Genomic DNA, 20,450 nt, shown 5'->3' with positions numbered 1-20,450 from the left:
TCGACTATAGGGGGATGGGCGTCAGCAACTGCACCCGTCCTTTTCTTCCCCGCCGAAATCCACCTGCGTCGGGTAATCGTTATCGAAGCAGGACAGACACAGCCCGCCTTTGTAATCATCGCTATTATAGCCGCCGATGGATTGGATCAGCCCTTCCGGTGAAAGAAAGGCCAGGGAATCGGCGTTGATCTCCTCGCACATTTCCTGAATACTCTTGTAGGAGGCGATGAGTTCACGCCGATCAGGTGTATCAATGCCGTAGAAGCATGGGTTCTTGAAGGGCGGCGAGGTAATCCGCACATGCACTTCAAGCGCTCCGGCCTCGCGCAGCAGGTTCACGATCCGGCGCGAGGTGGTACCGCGCACGATGGAATCGTCGATCATGACGACGCGCTGGCCTTCAACGACGCGGCGCACGGCGCTCAGCTTCATCTTCACGCCTTGCTCACGAAGCTCCTGGCTCGGCTGGATGAACGTCCGGCCAGTGTATTTGTTCTTGATCAGTCCCAGCTCATAAGGGATACCCGTTTGCTCGGCAAAGCCGATGGCTGCGGAGATACTGGAATCCGGTACGCCGGTTACAATGTCCGCATCCACAAAAGCTTCAAGCGCCATCCGGCTGCCCATCCGCTTGCGGGCGGAGTGCAGGTTCGAGCCGTTCAGGTCACTGTCCGGCCGGGCAAAATAGATATATTCCATGGCACAAAGCGCCTTGCGCTTCGGCTCAGCGAAACGGTCTTCCCGGAAGCCGTCCTTATCAAGCACGAGCAATTCACCCGGCTCAATATCACGCACCAGCTTGGCACCGATAACTTCAAGCGCACAGGACTCTGAAGCGAAGACATAGGCTTCACCGAGCTGGCCCATGACGAGCGGACGAAGTCCGTGCGGATCCGATGCGACGATCAGCTTGTCGTTAGTCATCAGCAGGAAGGCGAAACCGCCAACCAGCTGCTGCAGGGCATCTTTCGTGGCTTCGACAAAATCCTTCTGCGAACGTGCGATCAGATGCGCCAGTACCTCAGTATCGCTTGTAGTCTGGAAAATAGAGCCGCCTTGCTCCAGCTGCTTGCGGATGAGCGGTTCGTTGACAATATTGCCGTTGGTGGCAATGGCCAGATCGCCGTCACGGTATTTGAAGACCAGCGGCTGCGCATTGGCCAGCCGGCTGTCGCCGCTGGTGGAATAACGCACATGGCCGATGGACATGTCACCAATCAGTGAAGCAATTTTATCTTTATCGAATACTTCCTTAACGAGGCCCATGCCGCGGTGATAGTGGAAGTCGCGTCCGTCTGCCACGCAGATACCCGCGCTTTCCTCTCCCCGGTGCTGCAGCGCATGCAGTCCATAATAAGACATGGAGGCCGCTTCCGGGTGTCCGAAGACCCCGAATACGCCGCATTCTTCTTTTAACGTGTCAAAAATATCTCCCGAGCCTGTTCCTTCGTTGTAAAAATCGCCGGTCCACAGGATTGGAGCCGCCTGCTCTTTCCCGGTCTTTAGTTCATAAGACATGGAATAGCATCCTCCCAAATGGTTTTTAATTCCGTTACAGCTTCATCCAATGCAGCCGTACCGTCTAGGGCCAGGCGTAGTCTGTCCCCGCCAACGGTTCCGATGATTTCCACCGGCACGCCGTAAGCGGCAACTGCTGCTTTCAGCTCTTCCGCACGATCAGGAGCAGCAGTCAGTACGATACGGGATTGGCTCTCGCTGAACAAGGCCACGTCGGGCCGCAGCCCGTTCGCGGACAGCTCTACGTTAGCGCCAATACCGCCGCTGATGCAGCTCTCTGCCAGTGCAGCGGCAAGACCGCCTTCGGAAAGGTCATGCGCCGAGCGGACCAGACCGCCGCGGATCGTGCCAAGCACAGCATCCAGCAGCTTTTGTTCAGTAGCCAGATCCAGTGCCGGCGGACGGCCTTCCGTCAGGCCATGTACAGCATATTGGAACTCGCTGCCGCCAAGCTCAGCCTTAGTCACCCCAAGCAGCAGAATGGCGTCGCCCTCTTGCTTGAAGGCTTGAGTGGTAATGTGATCGGTATCTTCCACGAGACCCACCATACCGACAACCGGTGTGGGATAGATCGCTCCGGAGGCATTTTCGTTGTACAGGCTGACATTTCCGCCGATAACCGGCGTATCGAGCACACGGCAGGCTTCAGCCATGCCGTCTACCGCACGTTCCATCTGCCAGAAAATCTCCGGCTTCTCGGGACTGCCAAAGTTCAGGTTATCTGTAATTGCCAGCGGTTTAGCCCCGGAGCAGACAATGTTGCGCGCCGCTTCGCTGACTGCAATCCGGCCACCGACTTCAGGATCCAGATAGACATAACGGCCATTGCAGTCCGTAGTCATTGCCAGGCCTTTGCGTGTGCCGTGAATCGTAACCACTGCCGCATCGGAACCGGGACGAACCGCTGTGCTGGTGCGAACCATATAGTCATATTGGTTGTACACCCATGCTTTGCTTGCTACGGTAGGGGACGCGAGTACCGTGCGCAGCGCGCCGCCCAGATCGGTAACCTCTGCATAACGCAGGGTATCGACTGATGCATTCTCTTCATAATAAGCAGGAACTGCGGATGGTTTGTTGTAGATTGGACATTCATCTACGAGAGCCGTTACCGGCATATCGCCGACAACCTCACCGTGATGGAACAGCTTCAGGCGGCCGTCATCGGTTACCTTGCCTACTTTGCGGCAAATGACGCCCCAGCGGTCAAAAATCTCCTGTGCCTGCGCCTCATCCTTAGGCTCCACCACAAACAGCATCCGTTCCTGTGATTCCGACAGCATCATCTCGTAAGGGGTCATGCCTTCTTCACGCTGCGGTACCTGATCCAGATACAGCTCCAGGCCATTGCCCGCTTTGCTGGCCATTTCTGCGCTGGAGCAGGTCAGGCCTGCCGCGCCCATATCCTGAATGCCAAGCACGATGCCGCTGTCGATCAGCTCCAGACAGGATTCCATCACCAGCTTCTCCATAAACGGATCTCCAACCTGCACTGCTGTCTTCTTGGCTTCCGACTCCTCGCTCAGCTCCACGGAGGCAAACGTCGCCCCGTGAATACCATCACGCCCTGTAGGCGGACCTACGTAGAATACGGGATTGCCTACACCTTTGGCGACACCGCGCTGGATTTTATCATGGTCGATCAGGCCGACACACATCGCATTGACCAGCGGATTGCCGTCATAGCTGTTGTCGAACATGATTTCGCCGCCCACGGTCGGAATGCCGATACAGTTGCCGTAACCTGCAATACCGGACACGACATGCTCGAACAAATATTTTACCCGGTCGCTCTCAAGCTTCCCGAAACGCAGGGAGTTGAGCAGCGCTACCGGTCTAGCACCCATGGAGAAAATATCGCGGATAATTCCGCCCACGCCTGTAGCCGCACCTTGATAAGGTTCTACCGCCGAAGGATGGTTGTGGCTTTCGATTTTGAATACAACCGCCTGGTTGTCACCGATATCGACAATTCCGGCGCCTTCGCCCGGTCCCATCAGGACACGCGGTCCGCTGGTCGGGAACCGGCTAAGAAGCGGCTTGGAATTTTTGTAGGCGCAGTGCTCGGACCACATTACACTGAATACGCCGATTTCTGTATAGTTGGGCTTGCGGCCCATGAAGGACGTGATCAGTTCATATTCGCTGTCCGACACGCCGAATTGACTGTAGATTTTCTGCTCCGCGATTTGCTCTGCGGTCGGCTCCTTAACGGATACTTGCTGCGTCATAACGATCCCTCCAGGTTTTGAGTATAGATGTAAACATCCGTTTGCCGTCTTCCGAGCCCAGCAGACTGTTCGCTGCACGTTCCGGGTGAGGCATCATGCCAACCACATTGCCCGCTGCGTTGCTGACGCCTGCAATATCGGCTACCGAGCCGTTCGGATTGTCGCTATATGTGAATACGATCTGATTGTTTGCTTTGAGCGACGCCAAAGTCTCTTCATCACAGTAATAATTACCTTCGCCATGCGCGATCGGAATGACAATCTCTTCATCCTTCGCATAATCAACAGTAAATGGGGTTGTGTTATTAACGACCTTAAGCACGGTATCATGACAGCGGAATTTCATCGACATGTTGCGGCGCAGCGCACCCGGCAGAAGTCCCGCTTCGGTCAGAATCTGGAACCCGTTGCAGATGCCAAGCACGAATTTGCCCTGCTCCGCAGCTTTGGCCACTTCAGCCATCACCGGAGCAAACCGGGAAATCGCGCCGCAGCGCAGATAGTCACCATAAGAGAAGCCGCCTGGCACCAGAATGCAGTCATACGCCGACAGGTCTGTCGCAGTATGCCACACATAATCCACGGGTTCGCCAAGGCTGTCTTCTACCGCCTTATAACAGTCAATGTCGCAATTGGAGCCTGGAAAGACGAGTACAGCAAATTTCATGACTTTTAGTCCTCCAATTCGTAGCGGTAATCCTCGATCACCGTGTTGGCCAGCAGCTTTTCGCACATTTCCTTGAGGCGTCCTTCCGCTTCGGCGCGGTTATCTGTATCGAGGGTAAGCTCCATATATTTGCCGATGCGCAGACTTTCAACTTCCTGGAACCCTACCGAATGCAATGCTCCTTGCACGGCTACACCTTGGGGATCGAGCACGCTTTTCTTGATGGTGACATAGACTGTCGCTTTTAACATACGCTTATAGTTCCTCCTAAAATTTTATGGGCCTCAATGGGCAATCAACAAGAACACGGATGTACCTGAGTTTAATATTGAGATAACTGCATTCTGTACAGCTAGATTCCTTTTGTTTCGGGCAAAACCCACTTTAATTGCATTCCATACAGCTATATTTTGAAACAACCGAAGTTCCAGACTTGTTCGCCTGATTTAGTTGTACCAGATACATTTAAAAGGCAGCCCGCGGCGATTTTGCTCAAAATAACTGCAGAGAATGCAACTAGCGGATACACTACAGCTGGCCAAGTTAATAAACTATAAAGACTTGCCGGTGAGGCGATGATAGATGTCCAGATAACGGCGGCTCGTTTCTTCCACGACTTCAAGCGGCAGCGGGTCCGGCGTGCTGTTCTTGTCCCAGGAGGATGCGGCAAGATACGTCCGGACAGGTTCTTTGTCCATGCTGTCGATTTCAATATCCAGACTGTATTTATCTTTGGCCCAGAAGCGGGAAGCATCCGGGGTGAAAATCTCGTCGATCAGAATCACCTTGCCGTCCAGCAAACCAAACTCAAACTTGCAGTCCGCTAGGATGATACCTCGCTCTTCACAGTACTCTTTGGCAAAAGCGAACAGCTTCAGGCTTTTCTCCTTCAGCTCAAGCGCCAGGTCGGCACCGATCAGCTCCTGCATCTGCTCAAAAGGGATATCCTCATCATGGCCTACATCATTTTTAGCCGCAGGGGTGAAAATCGGCTGGGCCAGTACGGCATTTTTACGCAGGCCTTGGGGTAGTTCAATACCGTTAACTTTCCCGGTCTCCTGGTACTGCCGCCAGCCCCCGCCGGTGATGCAGCCGCGCACGACACATTCAATATCAATGCGCTCTGCTTTGCGGACAACCATGATCCGGTTCTTGAGCGCCTCTCTGTCGCGTGCGATATCGCCCAGCTGGTCCACATCAATATGCACGACATGGTTCTCCATCAGGTCCTTCGTCTTGCCAAACCAGAAAGCGCTGAGCCGGTTCAGCACATTGCCTTTCTCCGGCACCGCCGGATCAAGCACATAGTCGAACGCGGAGATCCGGTCCGTAACGACAATCAGAGTCTGTTCCCCCAAGTCATACAATTCGCGAACCTTTCCTTTATAGAGCAGCGGTGCATTTACGAGATCCACAGCCGTGGATACGGCAGGGTGTGTCATGACCTTTCCTCCCTTGAACAAATGATCTTGCCTTAACTCTGCTTAAAAGAGCACTAAGCGCGGATTATAACCCGCCCAATTAAAAGCCTGCAACAACAGTCCGGCAAATAAGATTCACTGCAAGAAATGTTTGGACTTCCGATCGCTGTTATGGTCATATTTCTCTGATTTAACCGCAAGCTGCGGTAGAAATCTGACCATAAAGGCGAACGCTGACGCTTCTCCAGTTCCAAAATTCCTCTCCGTTCCTCTTTCACCGCACTTTAAATTTCAAGCTTCCAGTTACGCTTGACTCAGAACAATCCGCTCTTCCTGCTACTTCACGCCAGTTTATTGCTGCGTTCCTTCGTTCACCAATAACTTACCTTTTATTAGATAAGCTCCAGCTTACGGAAGATAGTGTCGACATGCTTAAGGTGCCATGTAGGGTTGAATGCATCTTCGATCTCTTCCGGGCTGAGTACGGCGGTGATTTCAGGTGTGGCTTCGACGATGTCGCGGAACTGGGTTTGCTCTTCCCAAGCCTGCATCGCACGAGGCTGAACGGTATCGTAAGCCTGCTCGCGGCTGAAGCCCTTGTCGATCAGCTTGGTCAGGATACGGCCGGAGAACGGCACGCCGAAGGTCCGGTTCATGTTGCGCTTCATATTTTCCGGGAACACGGTCAGGTTCTTCACGATGTTGCCGAAACGGTTCAGCATATAGTTGAGCAGCATAGTCGCATCCGGCAGGATAATCCGTTCCACCGAAGAGTGCGAGATGTCGCGTTCATGCCACAGCGGTACATTCTCATAAGCAGTAACCATATGGCCGCGAATGACGCGCGACAGGCCGGAAATATTCTCGCAGCCGATCGGATTGCGTTTATGCGGCATGGCGGAGGAGCCTTTTTGACCTTTGGCAAAAGCCTCTTCCACCTCGCGGATTTCACTCTTTTGCAGCGCGCGGATCTCGGTGGCGAACTTGTCCAGCGAAGTGGCGACCAGCGCCAGCGCAGCCATATATTCGGCATGGCGGTCACGCTGCAGGGTCTGCGTGGAGATCGGTGCCGGGCTGGTGCCCAGCTTGCGGCAGACGAACTCTTCCACGAACGGGTCGATGTTGGCATAAGTGCCGACCGCGCCGGAGATTTTACCGAACTGCACGCCGTTCGCAGCATGGCGGAAGCGCTCCAGGTTGCGTTTCATTTCCTCGTACCACAGCGCCATCTTGAGTCCAAAGGTTGTCGGCTCGGCGTGAACGCCATGTGTGCGTCCCATCATCGGCGTATCCTTGTAAGCTACCGCTTTATCCTTAAGAATTTCGATGAAGTTAATGATGTCCTGCTCCAGAATTTCGTTCGCCTGGCGCAGCAGGTAACCCAGCGCCGTATCAACAACATCCGTGGAGGTTAATCCGTAATGCACCCATTTTCGCTCCGCGCCAAGGCTTTCGGATACCGCACGGGTAAAGGCGATCACGTCATGACGGGTTTCAAGTTCAATCTCGTTGATGCGTTCAATATCAAACTTGGCGTCCTTGCGCAGCTTAGCGGCGTCTTCCTGCGGAATAACTCCCAGCTCCGCCCAGGCTTCGCATGCACATATTTCCACTTCGAGCCATGCATTGAATTTATTTTCTTCGGTCCAAATGGCCCGCATCTCAGGTCTGCTGTATCGTTCGATCATATCTTGTCAGTTCCTCCAAAGGTTAGTTTGCTCCACCCAGGACAGGCCGTCTCCGGTCTCCTTGCAGAGCAGGTTGATATGGCCCATCTTGCGGCCGGTCTTGCTCTCAGTCTTGCCATATATATGAAGCTTGGGCGAAATCCCCAGCCGGTTTGCTGCTTCGTCCATCTCACTAATCCGCTCCACTGCCCCGTCCAGATGCTGCCCAAGCACATTCACCATGACTACAGGAGTCAAAAGCGAGGTATCGCCGAGCGGCAAGTTGCAGATCGCCCGGACATGCTGCTCGAACTGTGAGGTGACGCAGGCGTCCATCGTGTAATGCCCTGAATTATGCGGGCGCGGAGCCAGTTCATTGACGAACAATTCTCCGTCATCCGTCACGAACATCTCCACCGCCAGCAGTCCGACGGCATTCAGTCCGGACACCAGCCGCTCAGCAAGCTCGCAGGCTCTCCGCTGAATCTCTTCCGGCACACGGGCAGGCACAATCGACTGATGCAGGATGTTGTTCACATGAATGTTCTCGGCAGGCGGAAAGCTTTTGACCTCACCGGATGCGCTGCGGGCAGCAATGACGGAGATTTCGCAGCTAAAAGCAACGAATTTCTCCAGCACCAGCTCCGGCATAACGTTTCCGGCTGAGGCTGCGGAATGGGTGGAGCTGTCTGTTCCGCCAGCTTGCGGCGCCTCATGCGCTCCGCCAGTTCCCGGCGCGACCTGCCGGAAGGCTGCTTCCAGCTCCTCCGGCCGGCGAATGACGGCTTGTCCCTTGCCGTCATACCCCCCTGTGGCTGTCTTCAGCACACAGGGCAGGCCCAGGTCGGCGGCCGCGGCGTTCAGCTCCGCCAGGCTGCCGACCTTGCGGTACGGGGCAACGGGCACGCCTGCCGCCTCGATGGCCGCTTTCTCGCGCAGCCGGTGCTGCGTGGTGTACAGCAGCGCGCTGCCCTGGGGCACGTACGACTCTGCCGTCAGCAGCGCGGCCACGCCCGCATCGACGTTCTCGAACTCGTACGTGATCACGTCCGAGCGGCGCGCCAGCTCCCGCGCCGCGTCCCGGTCGTTGTACGCCGCGTGAATCTGCGGCGTCACCTGCCCGCAGGGCGCATCCGGCGCCGGGTCCAGCGCCACGAAGCGGTAACCCATGGCGCTGCCGGCCAGCGCCATCATCCGCCCGAGCTGGCCGCCGCCCAGCACGCCGATGGTTGCACCGGGGCGCAGCGTCCGGGGCCTGTCTCCACCCGGTGCGGCGACGTAGGACACCGCAGCCTCCTGACCTGAAGCTTCCAGGCCATTCTCTTCGCCGAGCTGTCCAGCCTGTCCCTGCTGTGCCAGGACGTCCAGGCCATTCTCTTCGACCCGCTGTTCAGCCTGTCCCTGCTGTGCCAGAACGTCCAGGCCATCCGCTGCTTCGCCCCGCGACTGTCTCCCGACCCGCGCCGTGCTCACTTCCAAACCTTCCGGCTTCAGCTCTTCCGGTTTCATAAGGTGTCGCTGCTTTCCAGCACTTCGCGCTCTGTAGCTTCGCGCCGCTGCTGCACCCGGCTCTGCACCTCTGGCTCGAACGCGCCGATGATCTGCGCCGCGAGCAGCCCTGCATTGACGGCCCCGGCCCGGCCAATGGCTACTGTCGCCACCGGAATGCCGCCCGGCATCTGCACAATGGAGAGCAGTGAGTCCAGGCCGTTAAGCGCCTTAGACTGTACCGGAACACCTATAACGGGCAATACCGTCTTCGCTGCCACCATTCCCGGCAGATGCGCCGCGCCGCCTGCTCCGGCGATAATAACGCGAAGTCCGCGACCCGCCGCTTCCTCCGCATAACGGAACATCAGATCCGGTGTGCGGTGTGCGGAAATCACTTTTTTCTCATAAGGTACACTCAGCTCTTCCAGCACCGCACAGGTATGCTCCATCGTTTCCCAGTCGGATTTGCTGCCCATAATAACCCCAACTTGCACAGACATGACTCAACCTACCTTCCGTTCCCGATATAGATACTCTTATCTGCTTTAAGTTTGTCCCATTTCCCGCAAGTTTCCCATAATTCCGAAAAAAAAAGCCCGGATTCCAAACGCATTCTGCTGCGGGTGGACCCAGACTACTGCAGGAATCAGGAGGGACTACCCCATCTGTCTCCGCCTCGGCAGAGCATACAGGGACAAGCACATAGTGCACTGCCCAAATACCCCGGGGCGCTCTGATGGCCATTCTAGTCATCCTATTTCCTCGTAGTCCGGGAATTTACGGTTGCCGGGTAGAAACTTCCGGGCCTTATCCCCGGTTTTATACGAGCTCTTCATAGGTTCAGTTTAACAATGGCCTACACTTCATGTCAACTTAAACACGAACATTGTAAAATTTTCACGTTAAATCGTTCGCTTTTTGCCAATTTCTAATTCCTGTTCTTGGCTAATTGGGCAGGGAAACTAAAGAAAAAGGGGGGAACACCTTGTGCTCCTCCCGGAATAAAATCTATTATTTTACGACCAATACCGGAATACGGGCGCTCTGCACCACATTATGGCTTACACTGCCCAGAACAAATTCACGTATTCCGCCAAGTCCGCGGCTGCCGATTACAATAACATCCACATCATGCTCCTTGGAATAATTCAAGATCACTTCTGCAGGAGATCCTTGCAGCAGCTCCACCGCAGCATTCAGTCCTTCCGCTTCAAGCCGGCTCTTCACTTCTTCTGTGGTCTGCACCGCCAGATCATAGTAATCTTTGTTTACAGAAGCAGGTAGAGGCGCAAGAGCTTCCCCGATAAAAAAGCGCGGGAATTCAAATGCGTGTACAACGTAAAGAGATGAACCCGGAGTTACCTTAGCCAGCTCGATCGCACGCTCCAATGCCTGATTGGATGCCTTGGAACCGTCATAGGCGAGCAAAATTTTTGAGAATAACATGTACGCCACCTCTTTTTCTGTTTTGTGTAGCCATAACGTAATTCAAAAAAGCTTACCTTAAAAAGTACCCATACAGCAGGATATTAAGCAGCAACAGCAGCGGAATTCCGATCCTGAAAGAAGTATGCCGCGTCTTGTGGCGCTTGCGGTACATGGCAGTCAGCACACCCAGCGCACCGCCCATAAATGCCAGCAGAAAAAGCGTCTTCTCAGGTACGCGTTCCCGCCTTGTGCGTGCCTTGTTCTTGTCCTCGGACATTACCACATACCCGATAATATTAATTAGTGCAAACCACAGCAACACACCCTTGACCATTCCTTCCGGCTCTCCTCCCTCTTATCCTATCTACTTCATATTATAGTACCCTTTCCGGCAAAAAACCAATAATCCTTACATTACCTGCCACGCATGCGCCCTTGTTTTCCTGTTATTTAGCGGGACGCGCCAGCATCCGTAATCCATACCCAGGATAATACGGCAGCAAGTGCTGCCGCGATCCCTCCCAGCCAGAATCCGCCGCTTAAGCCATAAGCAGAGCTCATCCACCCCGCCACAAACGGCCCTCCTGACATGCCGATCGCATACACCGCCTGATAGAAGCCCATCGCAGTTGCCCGTTTAAAGGGCGCCACTCCCGATACCGATTTGCCAAGCAGCAGCGGAAAAATAAGTCCCTGCATAAAGCCGTTCCCGATTTGTGTCGCACACAAGGCGGCAAGCGTCGGCATTGAAGGAATCAGCAGCGTGAACAGCGCGCTTCCGGCAAAACCCAGCAGCAGTGTCCCCCGGTCGCCAAGCAGCCTGCCAAATAGACGGGAACCGTAGAGCGTCGCAACGGCATGGGGTAGCATGAATGCCAAAGTCAGCCAGCCTAAGCTTTCCTTGCTTGCACCGATGTCCAGCGCCTGGTTCGGAGTATAGCCGAACATTGTAATAAAGAGCACACAGTGAGCCAGCACGGATAACAGCGAGACTTTGACCAGCAGCGGTTCTTTAATTACCGCAGCAAGGTCCTTAAGCTGGATCGCGTTCTCCCGCTTCTTCTGCTGCTGTTCCGGCAGACGCAGGGCGAGTACCAGAGCCGCTATCGCCACAAGCCCCCCGATAACAAACGGGGCATTCCAGCCCCAGTGCTCCACCATGTAGCCGCTGATCATCATGCTCATCAACTGGGCGATGACCGTGGTGAACTGCAGCATGTCCATCGCTTTTCCCGCTCCCTCTTTCGGAAAATAGCCGGCAAACATCACCGAGTACACTACCCAGGCGGAGGCTGCTATTCCGGATACGGCACGAGCCGCCAGTGCCCAGCCCGGATGCGCTCCCGCCATAAACAGCAGGCAGCTTGCGCCGCTGGCGATCAGCCCCAGATAAATGAACGGCCGCCGCCGGTTCAAATAATCCGAGCCGATTCCGATCGGCAGCCGGAACAGAATCTGCATCAGACCGTATATCCCCAGCACTGAGCCGACCATAACATACGAAGCTCCGAGATGCTCCACGTAGGGAGAGAGCACCGGAACATAAATATATGAAGAGAACCAGAACATAAAGACGATGACCAGGAAGAAGAACCGGCTGCTTTCCCTGGTCTTTGAACCTTCTACCGACTGGGCCCCCTTTTCTTTTTGCTTAGGCATTGTCACTTTACCACCTGCTTATTCATTTTTTAGAGTTGCTCCTGCTCTTTTGCAATCTTCTTAGTAAAACATATCTGTCTTTTGTTTGACAGGTCCTTCTTAACCTAAACAAGCCTGCCGGGAATTCCGGCAGACTTATTTAGGTTTTTAATTTATGGTTGAATGTCTTCTTCACAGAGGTTATTAAGCTTAATTCCCCTTCTGTTTGGCCTCCATTGCCGCTTTGAGTAGCTCACCCAGATTCGAGCCTACGCTTTCTGGCTTGCTGTACTGCTGCACGAGCTTCTGCTGCTCACGTTTATTGATATGCTTGTGGTCCTTGTCCATTGTCTCTGTTATTCCGCAGCCAAGACACTGTACGTAGAGACCCGCCTTGCCTTCTTTGAGCTCCATTTTCTTATGGCACTGCGGACAACGGCGGTTCGAAAGCCGTTTCTCTCCGGCACGGGTATAGCCGCAGTCATCAGCAGGGCAGACCAGCAGCTTGCCCTTTTTGGTCTTCTTCTCCAGCATTCTTGTCCCGCATTCAGGACAATGGCTGCTGGAGACATTATGCGGCTTGTATTCTGCGCCGCTGCTTTTGACGCCGGATACGAGTTCCTGCGCCATACTGCGGATGCCTTGCAGAAAAGGCTCGGGCCGCCCTTGTCCGCGGGCGATCTTCTCCAGCTCGGCCTCCCAGCGCGCCGTCAGCTCCGGCGTGCGCAGCTGTGCCGAGACTAGTTCAATCAACTGCTTCCCTTTGCCTGTCGGGTGAAGAGAATTGCCTTGCCGCTCGATCGTATCCGAGCTGACCAGCTTCTCAATGATATCGGCCCGGGTTGCAGGTGTTCCGAGGCCATGCTTCTCCATCTGAGTCAGCAGCGAAGCCTCGTTATACCGTTTGGGCGGCTGTGTCCGCCCTGGACGGATCACACAGCGCACAATCTTAACGGCCTCCCCTTCACGCAGCTCCGGCAGCTTCACACTGCTTGCCGCAGGCTCATCGGCAGTATTGTCTTCTTCGTCGTCATTGCTCATATCACCGCCGTATACCTCACGCCAGCCTGCGTCCTTTACCGTGGTGCCTTTCACATGAAAGCTCTCGCCTTCCACGCTTACCGTGACGGCCACCGCGTCATAACGGGCCGGCGGATAGAACAGGCTGATAAATCGCCGTACGATCAGATCATAAAGCTTACGCTCTTCCGCACTAAGCAGATTTAAGAGCACTGTCTGCTCCGTAGGAATAATGGCATGGTGATCGCTCACCTTGCTGTCATCTACTATCCGCTTTGTAATGGGCAGCGGTTTACGCAGCAGAGGCCGTGCCAATGCCGCATAGGGTCCGACAGCGATGCTGTCCAGCCGTTCCTTTAACGTCCCCGTCATATCCGAAGTTAGATAACGGCTGTCCGTACGCGGATAAGTGACCAGCTTATGCTGCTCGTATAGACGCTGCAGCACACTGGATGTTTGTTTTGCCGAGAAGCCGAACTTGCGGTTGGCATCCCTCTGCAGCTCGGTGAGATCATAAGCCAGTGGATGCGGCTCGCTTTTCTCGCTTTTTTGCACCTTGGCGATACGCCCGCTTCGGCCGGTAAGCTTGGCATTGAGCTTCGCTGTCTTCTCCTTGTCAAAAATCCGGCCATCCCCGCCCGGCGCACGCCAACCCGCCTGGAAATTCCCAAAATCCGCGGTCAACATCTCATACTCCTGGGAACGGAAGCCTGTAATTTCGTTCTCCCGGTCCATGATCATGCCGAGTGTGGGTGTCTGCACACGGCCTGCCGACAGCGGAGCACCGAACTTGCAGGTTAAAGCACGGGTAACGTTAAGACCAATCATCCAATCCGCCTCTGCACGGCAGCGCGCCGATTCATACAGACGGTCAAAATCCCGACCCGGACGCAGTGACGCAAATCCCTCTTTGATCGCCTTATCCGTCTGCGAAGAAATCCATAGACGCCGGAACGGCTTTTTCCAGCCGGCCATATTCATGATCCAGCGGGCCAGAAGCTCCCCTTCCCGCGCTGCATCCGTTGCAACGATCAGTTCGTCGATATCCTGGCGTTTCATCAGCTGCTGCACAGCCTTATACTGCTGGCTTGTCTCACGCAGCACCTTCAGTTTGGCCTTCTCCGGCAGAATCGGCAAATCCTCCAATGCCCAAGAAGCAAATTTATTGTTATAGTCTTCAGGTTCTGCCAGACCGACCAAATGCCCTAAAGCCCAGGTAACTACATATTTCGGACCTTCAATATAGCTCTTCTGTTTATTCCCGCAACCCAGCACCCGGGCAATCTCACGCGCAACCGACGGCTTTTCCGCCAATACCAATACCTTCATAATTCTCTCCCTTCCTTGCCAACAACCTATTATACCATGATCTAAAAGACCGCAAATATCGTCAGGCTGAATTCTGCCTCCACATTATACAATAGGCTGTATCCGTTATCCGAAAGGAGTCACAGCAAATGTCCAAGCAAGAAGTGTATAATGTCATACCAGTAGGTGTGGTTGCCGGGCAGCCTGACAATCTGCGTCTTGAGCTAAAACCTGAATTTCACCCTGCCTTGAAAGGCCTGCAAAATTTCAGCCACTGCCAAATCCTTTGGTGGATTCATGAGTTTGCGGATGACCACTTCCGGCAAACCACACAGGTTCAGCCTCCATATGAGGCACCTGTAAGTGGAGTTTTTGCTTCCCGCTCTCCTGTCCGCCCCAATCCTTTAGGCCTTAGTGTAGCTGCCATAGTGTCTGTCGATATGGAATCGGGCATTGTCGAGGTTGCCGGACTGGATACTTACCCTGGTACGCCAATCCTCGATATCAAGGCTTACTTTCCCAGTACGGACCGCGTCAAAGATGTCACTGTCCCTGAATGGGCCGCCGGTTGGGGAGACTGGGTAGCTGATTAATTAGTGCTGATAGCTGCTCAACTGCAGAGAGTTACATTTTATTCCATTAATTCCTGAGGGGGTAGACATGAACAATTACCAGCTCATCGTCCAGGCTTTGGACCATATTGAAGCTGAACTGAAATCTCCATTGTCTGTCACTGCCCTCTCCAGGAGAACCGGCTATTCTCTGTATCACTTCATTCGTTTATTCCAGGCCATTACGGGGATAACACCGGGGGATTATATAGCCAGGCGCAAAATTACCGAGGCTGCCAAGGATCTTAAACAATGGCCGGAGCGTTCTTTCCAGGACATTGCACTGGATTATCATTTTAACGACTACGAGACCTTCACCAGGGCCTTTAAAAGGTTGCTGCATACCACACCGACGCAGGTCCGTAATAAACGAAATAATCCTCTGCTTCCACTGCTGCACCGGCTTCACGAACAGGACCTGCTTCATTTGCCTGTAGTTCAAGGAACGCCTCCGCAGATCGTAAAGCTAGATGAAATTACTCTCAAGGGACCTATTGTGAACGTTATCGCTGACTATTCTGTAATCTCCGAAGCCTGGTCCCAGCTGTTCACCAGAGTGCCCAGCCTGCACGGCCGCAGGCTTCCCGAACGGTATTATCAAGTGGGCTACTGGGCTGACGATTTTGAAAACAGCGGGGTTTCCTTTATATGTGCTTGCGAGCTTTACCCTCAGCCAGAGATATCGGGCCGTCATCAATATGACGTAACTCAAACCTCTTATCGCCATACCGACACCTCTGAACAAGCGCCACTATCAGCGGATTTTCCTGTGTATACCTTGCCTGCAGCCACCTATTTAAAGTTCATACATAAAGGGTTGTCGAAGGATGTCTCTTATACCTACAAATATATTTATGAGACTTGGCTTCCAAAAAGCGAATACCGGCTTTCCCTGCCTTACGAATTCGAATATTATGGTGAGCAATATCTGGGCCCGGATGACAAAAATTCAATAAGCGAGATTTATGTTCCCTTGGAACTGCTGTAACACAAATGTCCGTATCTGCTAAGCAGACACGGACATTTGTATAGGGTTTCTAAGTCTTGGATAGTTTCCCCTCATGTATAATTCCTATATGTATTTCCGTTAATGAGCTTCTTCACCAAGTTCCAGACAAGCTGCAAATGATATGGCCTGCTCCAGCTTTCCCTGAACAAATGCACCTTCACTTGTTAGCTGTGACCGCACAATCATCAGTTCATCCCCATACTTTGCCTCCTGTACATAAGTAATCCGGAACCGCTTCAGTTCCTTCACACCCCATTCCTCCAGAGACAAAACATCGCAGCACAAATCACCATAACGTGCATTGTTCAAATGATTATTGCTGTCCAGACCACTATATCTGACCTGATACCGGTAAGCTTGTTCCATGGAGATGTCCTGAGGAATGGTTACCTTATCTGGAATACTGCCAACCGAATCACCTTCATAATGCAGTACGGATATGGGAAGAGCAGATGGCCGCAGCAGCTTACGCTTCTCCGTATCCACAAGCGCCCAGATGGATCGCGCCACGGCTACCTCTGTATGATCTTTATCATAAATACGGTAGTCACGCTGCCACATCGCTCCTTTGGTCCCTTTACTCCATGTGTGCACTGTCAACTCATCATTCAGCCGGGGAATACGTTTAAACTCCAGATCAAGAGTGATCATCATCCAGCCCATTCCGGCCTCCAGCATCTGTTCAAGACTAAGGCCAAGTGCACTTACCGCTGAGTCAGCCGTACGCTGCATCATTTCCAGAATAAAAGACAGCTTAGCCTGGGAACGGTAATCTGTATCGCTGGCTTGAACTACAAATCTTTCTATCCACACAAGATCGTCTGTATTATCCACTGAGATATCCCCTTTGCTTGCGAAGCTCCCTATTATCAACATTAAAAGTCACATATATCCACAAATACTCAATACTATCCACATTAATTGGGGAGTACTTTTGATTCATTGTATATTTCATGATTCTTATCCACATGTGGACAAGTTTTTCTTCTATTCACTTTATCCCCTATCCTATCCACATTCAATAGCCAGCAGTTAAATCTTAACGCAAAAGACAACAAAAAAGCCACTGTTGAGAAACTCAACAATGGCTTTGTGTGCTTGGCGGCGTCCTACTCTCCCAGGACCCTTCGGTCCAAGTACCATCGGCGCTGGAGGGCTTAACGGTCGTGTTCGGGATGGGTACGCGTGGAACCCCTCCGCTATCGCCACCAAACATGATTTTTCGAAGCTTCCGCTTCTCGAAATCGCTGCGAGAAAAGATCTATCCTCTGAAAGGACATGCAGCTTAGGTGTTGCAGGCTTGATCGCCTGAAAACTGAATCCGAAACGAATCTGCGTCTTAAATTGTTGGATAAGCCCTCGACCGATTAGTATTGGTCAGCTCCATGCATTGCTGCACTTCCACCTCCAACCTATCTACCTCGTCGTCTTCAAGGGGTCTTACTAATTGGGAAATCTCATCTTGAGGGGGGCTTCACGCTTAGATGCTTTCAGCGCTTATCCCGTCCGTACGTAGCTACTCAGCCATGCTCCTGGCGGAACAACTGATGCACCAGCGGTACGTCCATCCCGGTCCTCTCGTACTAAGGACAGCTCCTCTCAAATTTCCTGCGCCCACGACAGATAGGGACCGAACTGTCTCACGACGTTCTGAACCCAGCTCGCGTACCGCTTTAATGGGCGAACAGCCCAACCCTTGGGACCTACTTCAGCCCCAGGATGCGATGAGCCGACATCGAGGTGCCAAACCTCCCCGTCGATGTGGACTCTTGGGGGAGATAAGCCTGTTATCCCCAGGGTAGCTTTTATCCGTTGAGCGATGGCCCTTCCATGCGGTACCACCGGATCACTAAGTCCGACTTTCGTCCCTGCTCGACTTGTTGGTCTCGCAGTCAAGCTCCCTTATGCCTTTGCACTCTTCGAATGATTTCCAACCATTCTGAGGGAACCTTTGAACGCCTCCGTTACTCTTTAGGAGGCGACCGCCCCAGTCAAACTGCCCGCCTGACACGGTCCCCGTACCCGATTAGGGTACCAGGTTAGAACCTAGATACGATCAGGGTGGTATCCCAACGGCGCCTCCGCAGAAGCTTGCGCTCCTGCCTCTACGGCTCCCACCTATCCTGTACAGATCGTACCCAAATTCAATATCAAGCTGCAGTAAAGCTCCATGGGGTCTTTCCGTCTTGTCGCGGGTAACCTGCATCTTCACAGGTATTAAAATTTCACCGGATCTCTCGTTGAGACAGCGCCCAAGTCGTTACGCCATTCGTGCGGGTCAGAATTTACCTGACAAGGAATTTCGCTACCTTAGGACCGTTATAGTTACGGCCGCCGTTTACTGGGGCTTCGGTTCACAGCTTCGGACTAAGTCCTAACCGCTCCCCTTAACCTTCCAGCACCGGGCAGGCGTCAGCCCGTATACTTCGCCTTGCGGCTTCGCACAGACCTGTGTTTTTGCTAAACAGTCGCTTGGGCCTTTTCACTGCGGCCCCCTCGGGCTATTCACCCTACCGAGGCACCCCTTCTCCCGAAGTTACGGGGTCATTTTGCCGAGTTCCTTAACGAGAGTTCTTCCGCGCGCCTTAGAATTCTCTTCTCGCCTACCTGTGTCGGTTTGCGGTACGGGCACCTTCTCCTGGCTAGAGGCTTTTCTTGGCAGTGTGAGATCATGACCTTCGCTACTACAATTTTCGCTCCCCATCACAGCCCAGCCTTAATGGTGTGCGGATTTGCCTACACACCAGCCTCACTGCTTAGACGGACATCCATCAGTCCGCGTCACTACCCTCCTGCGTCACCCCATCGCTCATAGCGGATTACGGTGGTACAGTAATTTCAAACTGTTGTCCTTCGACTACGCCTTTCGGCCTCGCCTTAGGTCCCGACTTACCCTGAGCGGACGAGCCTTCCTCAGGAAACCTTGGGCTTTCGGCGGATCAGATTCTCACTGATCTTTTCGTTACTCATACCGGCATTCTCACTTGTATGCTGTCCAGCGCTCCTTACGGTACACCTTCAACCTGCATACAACGCTCCCCTACCCCAGATGCTAGTGCATCTAGCCATAGCTTCGGTGGTGTGTTTAGCCCCGTTACATTTTCGGCGCAGAGTCACTCGACCAGTGAGCTATTACGCACTCTTTCAATGGTGGCTGCTTCTAAGCCAACATCCTGGTTGTCTGTGCAACTCCACATCCTTTCCCACTTAACACACACTTGGGGACCTTAGCTGATGGTCTGGGCTGTTTCCCTTTTGACAATGGATCTTAGCACTCACTGTCTGACTCCCGGCAAGAAGTTAATGGCATTCGGAGTTTGACTGAGCTTGGTAACCCTTGCGGGCCCCGCACCCAATCAGTGCTCTACCTCCACCACTCCATTCACCGAGGCTAGCCCTAAAGCTATTTCGGGGAGAACCAGCTATCTCCGAGTTCGATTGGAATTTCTCCGCTACCCCCACCTCATCCCCGCATTTTTCAACATACGTGGGTTCGGGCCTCCAGTGCGTGTTACCGCACCTTCACCCTGGACAGGGGTAGATCACACGGTTTCGGGTCTACGTCCACATACTCATTCGCCCTATTCAGACTCGCTTTCGCTGCGGCTCCGGCTTCTCACCTTAACCTTGCATGTTAAACGTAACTCGCCGGTTCATTCTACAAAAGGCACGCCATCACCCCTAGATCGGGCTCTGACTTTTTGTAAGCACACGGTTTCAGGTTCTATTTCACTCCCCTTCCGGGGTGCTTTTCACCTTTCCCTCACGGTACTGTTTCACTATCGGTCGCCAGGTAGTATTTAGCCTTAGCAGATGGTCCTGCTGGATTCATACGGGGTTTCACGTGCCCCGCACTACTCGGGATCCGTCTCGGAGAGAACACAGTTTAGGCTACAGGGCTTTTACCTCTATCGCGGGCCTTTCCAGACCTCTTCGCCTACCATATTCCTTTGTAACTCCATGTGAGACGTCCCACAACCCCAAGGGGCAAGCCCCTTGGTTTAGGCTGTTCCGCGTTCGCTCGCCGCTACTGACGGAATCACTATTGTTTTCTCTTCCTCAGGGTACTTAGATGTTTCAGTTCCCCTGGTCTGCCTCTATCTCCCCTATGTATTCAGAGAGAAGTAACTGCGAATTACCACAGCTGGGTTTCCCCATTCGGACACCCCCGGATCAAAGCTTGCTTACAGCTCCCCGAGGCAGTTTCGTTGTTCGCCACGTCCTTCGTCGGCTCCTGGCGCCTAGGCATCCTCCGTGTGCTCTTATTAGCTTAACCAATGCGTTTTCCGTTAGGAAAATCGCTAGTATCACTATTAATTAAAACTTGTTCACACAAGTTTCAGCTAAAAGATGTTCTAAAACGCAAATTCGTTTCGGTATCCAGTTTTCAAGGATCAAGGTGTTACTTGAGAGCTTAAACTCTCAAAACTGACCAACGAGT

15 protein-coding genes, 2 rRNA genes and 1 riboswitch are annotated in these 20,450 nt (G+C 53.3%); of the genes, 2 read left to right on the top strand and 15 right to left on the bottom strand.

Going from position 1 to position 20,450, the window contains the following annotated elements; genetic code table 11:
- Window positions 1-21 precede the first annotated feature (21 nt).
- The 12 genes from purF to NSS79_RS03375 form a co-directional block, all read right to left on the bottom strand.
- Window positions 22-1,518 (bottom strand): amidophosphoribosyltransferase, encoded by a 1,497-nt coding sequence (gene purF, locus NSS79_RS03430; RefSeq protein ID WP_342438278.1) that lies wholly within the window; start codon window positions 1,516-1,518, stop codon window positions 22-24.
- Window positions 1,503-3,749, bottom strand: coding sequence for a phosphoribosylformylglycinamidine synthase subunit PurL (gene purL / locus NSS79_RS03425; protein ID WP_342438277.1), 2,247 nt, complete (start codon window positions 3,747-3,749; stop codon window positions 1,503-1,505). Before purL ends, purF begins: the two co-directional genes overlap by 16 nt.
- The gene (gene purQ / locus NSS79_RS03420) at window positions 3,727-4,416 is read right to left on the bottom strand and encodes a phosphoribosylformylglycinamidine synthase subunit PurQ (protein ID WP_038585669.1); all 690 of its coding nucleotides are present in this window, start codon (window positions 4,414-4,416) and stop codon (window positions 3,727-3,729) included. The genes purL and purQ overlap by 23 nt, the downstream gene beginning before the upstream one ends.
- Before the next feature lie 5 nt (window positions 4,417-4,421).
- The gene (purS, locus tag NSS79_RS03415; protein WP_019913657.1) at window positions 4,422-4,667 is read right to left on the bottom strand and encodes a phosphoribosylformylglycinamidine synthase subunit PurS; all 246 of its coding nucleotides are present in this window, start codon (window positions 4,665-4,667) and stop codon (window positions 4,422-4,424) included.
- Between the two features lie 300 nt (window positions 4,668-4,967).
- Window positions 4,968-5,858, bottom strand: coding sequence for a phosphoribosylaminoimidazolesuccinocarboxamide synthase (locus NSS79_RS03410; protein ID WP_038585666.1), 891 nt, complete (start codon window positions 5,856-5,858; stop codon window positions 4,968-4,970).
- A gap of 371 nt (window positions 5,859-6,229) precedes the next feature.
- Entirely contained in the window at window positions 6,230-7,525 is a 1,296-nt protein-coding gene (gene purB, locus NSS79_RS03405; RefSeq protein ID WP_038585664.1) for an adenylosuccinate lyase, read from the bottom strand.
- 6 nt (window positions 7,526-7,531) lie between these two features.
- A complete protein-coding gene (locus tag NSS79_RS03400) occupies window positions 7,532-9,013 on the bottom strand; it encodes a 5-(carboxyamino)imidazole ribonucleotide synthase (RefSeq protein ID WP_342438276.1) in 1,482 nt (493 codons plus the stop codon).
- On the bottom strand, window positions 9,010-9,495 hold the full coding sequence (gene purE / locus NSS79_RS03395) for a 5-(carboxyamino)imidazole ribonucleotide mutase (protein WP_341089667.1): 486 nt from the start codon (window positions 9,493-9,495) through the stop codon (window positions 9,010-9,012). The genes NSS79_RS03400 and purE overlap by 4 nt, the downstream gene beginning before the upstream one ends.
- Before the next feature lie 245 nt (window positions 9,496-9,740).
- A riboswitch (purine riboswitch) is annotated at window positions 9,741-9,842 on the bottom strand.
- 164 nt (window positions 9,843-10,006) lie between these two features.
- A complete protein-coding gene (locus tag NSS79_RS03390; RefSeq protein ID WP_342438275.1) occupies window positions 10,007-10,441 on the bottom strand; it encodes a universal stress protein in 435 nt (144 codons plus the stop codon).
- A gap of 52 nt (window positions 10,442-10,493) precedes the next feature.
- Window positions 10,494-10,757, bottom strand: coding sequence for a DUF1294 domain-containing protein (locus NSS79_RS03385; RefSeq protein WP_038585652.1), 264 nt, complete (start codon window positions 10,755-10,757; stop codon window positions 10,494-10,496).
- Window positions 10,758-10,873: 116 nt separating this feature from the next.
- Complete coding sequence (locus NSS79_RS03380) at window positions 10,874-12,082, bottom strand: MFS transporter (protein WP_342438274.1); 1,209 nt, start codon at window positions 12,080-12,082, stop codon at window positions 10,874-10,876.
- 189 nt (window positions 12,083-12,271) lie between these two features.
- A complete protein-coding gene (locus NSS79_RS03375) occupies window positions 12,272-14,410 on the bottom strand; it encodes a DNA topoisomerase III (RefSeq protein ID WP_342438273.1) in 2,139 nt (712 codons plus the stop codon).
- A gap of 128 nt (window positions 14,411-14,538) precedes the next feature.
- Between NSS79_RS03375 and tsaA the strand changes: the two genes are divergently transcribed.
- Together tsaA and NSS79_RS03365 are read left to right on the top strand one after the other, a co-directional pair.
- Complete coding sequence (gene tsaA, locus NSS79_RS03370) at window positions 14,539-14,982, top strand: tRNA (N6-threonylcarbamoyladenosine(37)-N6)-methyltransferase TrmO (protein WP_342438272.1); 444 nt, start codon at window positions 14,539-14,541, stop codon at window positions 14,980-14,982.
- A 67-nt stretch (window positions 14,983-15,049) separates the two neighbouring features.
- Window positions 15,050-15,988, top strand: a complete 939-nt coding sequence (locus NSS79_RS03365) for an AraC family transcriptional regulator (protein WP_342438271.1) — start codon at window positions 15,050-15,052, stop codon at window positions 15,986-15,988.
- A gap of 99 nt (window positions 15,989-16,087) precedes the next feature.
- On the opposite strand, the gene NSS79_RS03360 is transcribed toward NSS79_RS03365, so the two are convergent.
- From NSS79_RS03360 to NSS79_RS03350, 3 genes are all read right to left on the bottom strand, one after another.
- Entirely contained in the window at window positions 16,088-16,843 is a 756-nt protein-coding gene (locus NSS79_RS03360; RefSeq protein WP_342438270.1) for an acyl-ACP thioesterase domain-containing protein, read from the bottom strand.
- A gap of 262 nt (window positions 16,844-17,105) precedes the next feature.
- Window positions 17,106-17,222, bottom strand: a 5S ribosomal RNA gene (rrf, locus tag NSS79_RS03355).
- Window positions 17,223-17,356: 134 nt separating this feature from the next.
- Window positions 17,357-20,285: ribosomal RNA gene (locus tag NSS79_RS03350) — 23S ribosomal RNA — on the bottom strand.
- Between the last annotated feature and the right edge of the window lie 165 nt (window positions 20,286-20,450).

This window comes from Paenibacillus sp. FSL L8-0436 (assembly GCF_038593025.1).
Lineage (GTDB): Bacteria > Bacillota > Bacilli > Paenibacillales > Paenibacillaceae > Paenibacillus_AQ.
This window is presented reverse-complemented; position numbering and strand designations above follow the sequence as displayed.

Coding starts and splice junctions, on each gene's coding strand:
- NSS79_RS03375 (WP_342438273.1), bottom strand. CDS start 14,410: ATGAAGGTATTGGTATTGGCGGAAAAGCCGTCGGTTGCGCGTGAGATT.
- purQ (WP_038585669.1), bottom strand. CDS start 4,416: ATGAAATTTGCTGTACTCGTCTTTCCAGGCTCCAATTGCGACATTGAC.
- NSS79_RS03380 (WP_342438274.1), bottom strand. CDS start 12,082: ATGCCTAAGCAAAAAGAAAAGGGGGCCCAGTCGGTAGAAGGTTCAAAG.
- NSS79_RS03365 (WP_342438271.1), top strand. CDS start 15,050: ATGAACAATTACCAGCTCATCGTCCAGGCTTTGGACCATATTGAAGCT.
- purS (WP_019913657.1), bottom strand. CDS start 4,667: ATGTTAAAAGCGACAGTCTATGTCACCATCAAGAAAAGCGTGCTCGAT.
- purB (WP_038585664.1), bottom strand. CDS start 7,525: ATGATCGAACGATACAGCAGACCTGAGATGCGGGCCATTTGGACCGAA.
- NSS79_RS03400 (WP_342438276.1), bottom strand. CDS start 9,013: ATGAAACCGGAAGAGCTGAAGCCGGAAGGTTTGGAAGTGAGCACGGCG.
- tsaA (WP_342438272.1), top strand. CDS start 14,539: ATGTCCAAGCAAGAAGTGTATAATGTCATACCAGTAGGTGTGGTTGCC.
- purE (WP_341089667.1), bottom strand. CDS start 9,495: ATGTCTGTGCAAGTTGGGGTTATTATGGGCAGCAAATCCGACTGGGAA.
- purF (WP_342438278.1), bottom strand. CDS start 1,518: ATGTCTTATGAACTAAAGACCGGGAAAGAGCAGGCGGCTCCAATCCTG.
- NSS79_RS03410 (WP_038585666.1), bottom strand. CDS start 5,858: ATGACACACCCTGCCGTATCCACGGCTGTGGATCTCGTAAATGCACCG.
- NSS79_RS03390 (WP_342438275.1), bottom strand. CDS start 10,441: ATGTTATTCTCAAAAATTTTGCTCGCCTATGACGGTTCCAAGGCATCC.
- NSS79_RS03385 (WP_038585652.1), bottom strand. CDS start 10,757: ATGGTCAAGGGTGTGTTGCTGTGGTTTGCACTAATTAATATTATCGGG.
- purL (WP_342438277.1), bottom strand. CDS start 3,749: ATGACGCAGCAAGTATCCGTTAAGGAGCCGACCGCAGAGCAAATCGCG.